Raw genomic sequence first — 3,489 nt, forward strand, 5'->3', positions numbered from 1 at the left:
GCTATTGCAAAATCTGGTAGACCATATGATGAAACTTACGTTTCCATACTGCCAAGATAAATAGAAGATGGATTGAATAAAAAAAGCTCAAAGAATCAAGTTATTGAACCTATGAGCGTGGAATAATAATGTCTCAAATTAAGGAAGAATTTGTTTGTTTTTTACCTCAGTTCTTTGTTAGCAAAAGTTATTTTCCATAAATTATTTTTTTCGGAATATACTTATGCTTTTTAATTTCTTCAATTCCTTTTTCTGTGTCGCTAAACTCACGTTTATCTTTAATATTTTCTCCACTTTTCAATTCATAAAAATCAGCAAATTTTCTACCAACATCATTTATAAAATAAAATAATTTTTCGTCTTTTATAGTTTCTCCATTTTCATCTATTCTTGTATAGATTGGGACCCAAACCGTATAATCGTATGGACTTTTCTGAATTTGACTGGTTTGGTTAATTGTCAAATAAACAATAACATCAAATGAAGGATTTCTGTATTTACGACCAAGAATATTACTTATAATTCCTAAAAAGTGTTCGTTCGTAAAAAAGTAATTCCCGTCATTAACAAGAAATAGAACACCATTTGAATTTGGTTTTTCAAATGTTGACTTACTAACTTCTATTTGCTTGTTACCTTTGTGAATTGCACGTTCAATGGTTTTGGAAGCAACTTGAACCATATCCTTTCGACACTCGATTGGTAAAGGCGCACCTCTAAAAGTATATGCACGCAATTGTGCATCAGTTATCATTTTTTTATTTGTCCATTTCGTAAGTAATCTTTCCATTTTAGGAAACTCATCTTTTCCAGAAAAAATATCCTTTTCAAAACATTTCAGTTCAGCGATTAATTCAGGGTTTTCAAATAGATAATCTGCATTTGGTCTGTCGGCTAAATTCCCATCAAGTTTATCAATTACTTTTCCGCCATAAAATTCAACAAATTCAGAAAAGTATTCCTCAACTTTGGGAATAAAATATCTCTCTGAATCATTTACGGAATTTTGCTTCATAATTTTTGCTAACGGTCTTGTGTATGAAACGTAGCGTGTTAAAAGACGCTAACTTTTCGGATAAACACAGAGCCGAATTTTTATATTTTGTTTTTACTTTTTTATTTCAAAAGCCAAATTTAAAAATTTGGCGGTCTTTGTAAATAGGTACAAACCTTTTGGTTTAGCACTTATTAGCTATGTTTTATACACGGTGTTGGCGGTAGTTTTTATTTGCTACTTAATGGGAAGTACAACAAAATTATAAAATGTATGAGCACTATCGATATACTTTTGATTTTCTTCATATTTAGCTTTGTTATATTGTTGAAACATATCTGATGCTTTTTCAAATAATAGTTTAGCATCTGGTGTTGCTAAAAACTTAACTATATATTTTCCATTGTATTGAGCATATGCGGAATCTATTTCCACTGAAATAGGATCAGGTGATTTGTCTGAAATTACAGGTCGTGGATATGGCGAGTAACCCTCACTACAACATGGGTCCGTTTTTAATTGGAGTCTTTCCAATGCCTTTCCATAGGCTGGATCTGTTTGTCCATAAATGGTTCTATACAATTGAGTCATTTTCATCATCCCAGAACACATTGCACATGGTTCTAATGTACTGTATATTGAGAAGCCTTTTAAAGAAAAGGAATGAATACTGTCTAAATAGGACTGTATCAAACGCACTTCACCATGTTGTGTTTCATTCATTGTACTATTCACTGAATTTCTCGCCCAGTTAACAACATATTTATCACTATCAACTAACACAGAACCAATGTTATATCCTCTACTTGATTCTTGCTTAATGTTATCTTGCCATTCTTTATTGACTACTGCATATGCCATTAAGGAATAAAAAGAGTCAAGTTCTTTTTGTTCTGGTGAAATCGTATCAACAGAAGCTGAATCATGAGTGTATTCGGATTTTTCAATATTTAATTTAGAATTACTTTGTTTTGAATCACATGAAAAAAAGCATGTTGACAAAACTAAAAAGCCGATTAATAAACAAGTTTTTTTCATTAGATATTTATTTTGAGGTTAGCTGGATGATAATTAAATACCCTAATTACCGCCAACGGTTAGTATAAGAAAAGTAGGGCGGGTGGTAAGCTATGTTCTTTCCGTTAAGCAAAAAGCCAAATCTTTTGCATTTTGTTTTTACCTTATTTTTCTAAAAGCCAAATCAAAAGATTTGGCGACTTTATAAATACGCCCAAACCCTTTGTTTAAGCACCATTCCGCCCTATTTTTTTTATACATTGTTAGCATACGTTTTTATGCGTTCTGCTTATAAACCAAGTTCATTCATTCTGGTTTTTTCATATCTACCGTCTTCGGCTGGATAGCGTAATGATTTTCCATATTTTCCAGATTGTTTCGCCATAGAATAGATTAAACTTTCTCCCGCAAAATTTGGGTCAGGAATTTTTTCAAATATACTATCTTGATATGCCTTTTCCGCATCTATTAATACCCAGCCTTCTTCTTTAAATTTATTTATGAGGTCGTCCAAAAAGAGGGCAGATGTCAAATTATGATGAAGTAATAAAGTATGATTAATGTGTCTGCCGTTTAATTCCTTTGAAAGTTTTTCATAATAGTTGGCTCTTTCCATAATATGCTGAACATAAAAGTCGCGAAATCCATCAATTTCCGTTTTTTCGATTCCAACTTCTTTGATTCTGGTTATTAAACGTTGGTCAACGTACCAGTCAGAAGCATCAATAGTTACATAACCGTTTTGGTAATCATTATTGGCGAGAATATTTCTAATGCTGTCAACTTTTGAAGGGTTCTGACCCTCTTTTAAATATGGAAAACGAAATAGTTTAATATAGTTACTAAGGTTTGAAATAATGGCATCGGTTTTATTAAGTTCGCTCTCAAAAAGATGCGAATCATTTTCTTCGGAATTAAAATATGGATGAGAAAATGAGTGATTCGCTATTTTATGTCCGTTATCGTTCCAGCTTTTAAGTAAAAACTGTCCTTTTTTATCCGACTTGTTCTTTCCTGTAACGAAAAACACAGACTTTAGATTTTCATTTTCAAGATGGGACAAAATCATTTTATTCCATTCCTCAAATTGAAAACCTGCTAAATTTGATGTGTTTCCATCGTCGAAGGTGAAACTGACTGTTGGTTTTGTCACTACAATTTTTTCAGCTTTTTCTAATGGTTTTTCAGCTTTTTCCGTTTTTGTAGATTTTGAATCCTTACATCCGAAAAAGACTACTAAAAGGAATAAAAATATCGGTCGAATTTGGTTCATCATTTTTTTTTAAATGTATGCTAACGTGTTTGTGTATGATTTGTTGCGGTTTTTAAGCACCTAATTTAGCAAATAAAAACCGAATAGAAAATCCGCGAGGATTTTCGTAAGCAAACCAGAACCAGCAATGAATTATACACGGTGTTGCCAACCGTTTTTTATTTTACATTAATGCTCCAAGTCCGCCAAAAAACAAAATTATGAT

Annotated in this window: 3 protein-coding genes; all 3 read right to left on the reverse strand. The window is 32.0% G+C overall.

The features are described 5' to 3' along the window. Positions 1-187: 187 nt before the first annotated feature. The 3 genes from BFP75_RS13130 to BFP75_RS13140 all read right to left on the reverse strand — a co-directional run bounded on the left by BFP75_RS13130 (position 188) and on the right by BFP75_RS13140 (position 3,287). Positions 188-1,015: a hypothetical protein gene (locus BFP75_RS13130; protein ID WP_099545840.1), complete on the reverse strand. Its 828-nt coding sequence runs from the start codon at positions 1,013-1,015 to the stop codon at positions 188-190. 216 nt (positions 1,016-1,231) lie between these two features. Next, a complete protein-coding gene (locus BFP75_RS13135; RefSeq protein WP_099545841.1) occupies positions 1,232-2,032 on the reverse strand; it encodes a nucleoside deaminase in 801 nt (266 codons plus the stop codon). A gap of 268 nt (positions 2,033-2,300) precedes the next feature. Next, positions 2,301-3,287: a polysaccharide deacetylase family protein gene (locus tag BFP75_RS13140; RefSeq protein WP_099545842.1), complete on the reverse strand. Its 987-nt coding sequence runs from the start codon at positions 3,285-3,287 to the stop codon at positions 2,301-2,303. Positions 3,288-3,489: the final 202 nt, after the last annotated feature.

This window comes from Maribacter sp. 4G9 (genome assembly GCF_002742265.1).
In the GTDB taxonomy this organism is placed as follows: Bacteria; Bacteroidota; Bacteroidia; order Flavobacteriales; family Flavobacteriaceae; genus Maribacter.

Bases quoted from the DNA above. Each gene is read 5' to 3' on its own strand.
- BFP75_RS13130 (WP_099545840.1), bottom strand. From the start codon at position 1,015: ATGAAGCAAAATTCCGTAAATGATTCAGAGAGATATTTTATTCCCAAA.
- BFP75_RS13135 (WP_099545841.1), bottom strand. From the start codon at position 2,032: ATGAAAAAAACTTGTTTATTAATCGGCTTTTTAGTTTTGTCAACATGC.
- BFP75_RS13140 (WP_099545842.1), bottom strand. From the start codon at position 3,287: ATGATGAACCAAATTCGACCGATATTTTTATTCCTTTTAGTAGTCTTT.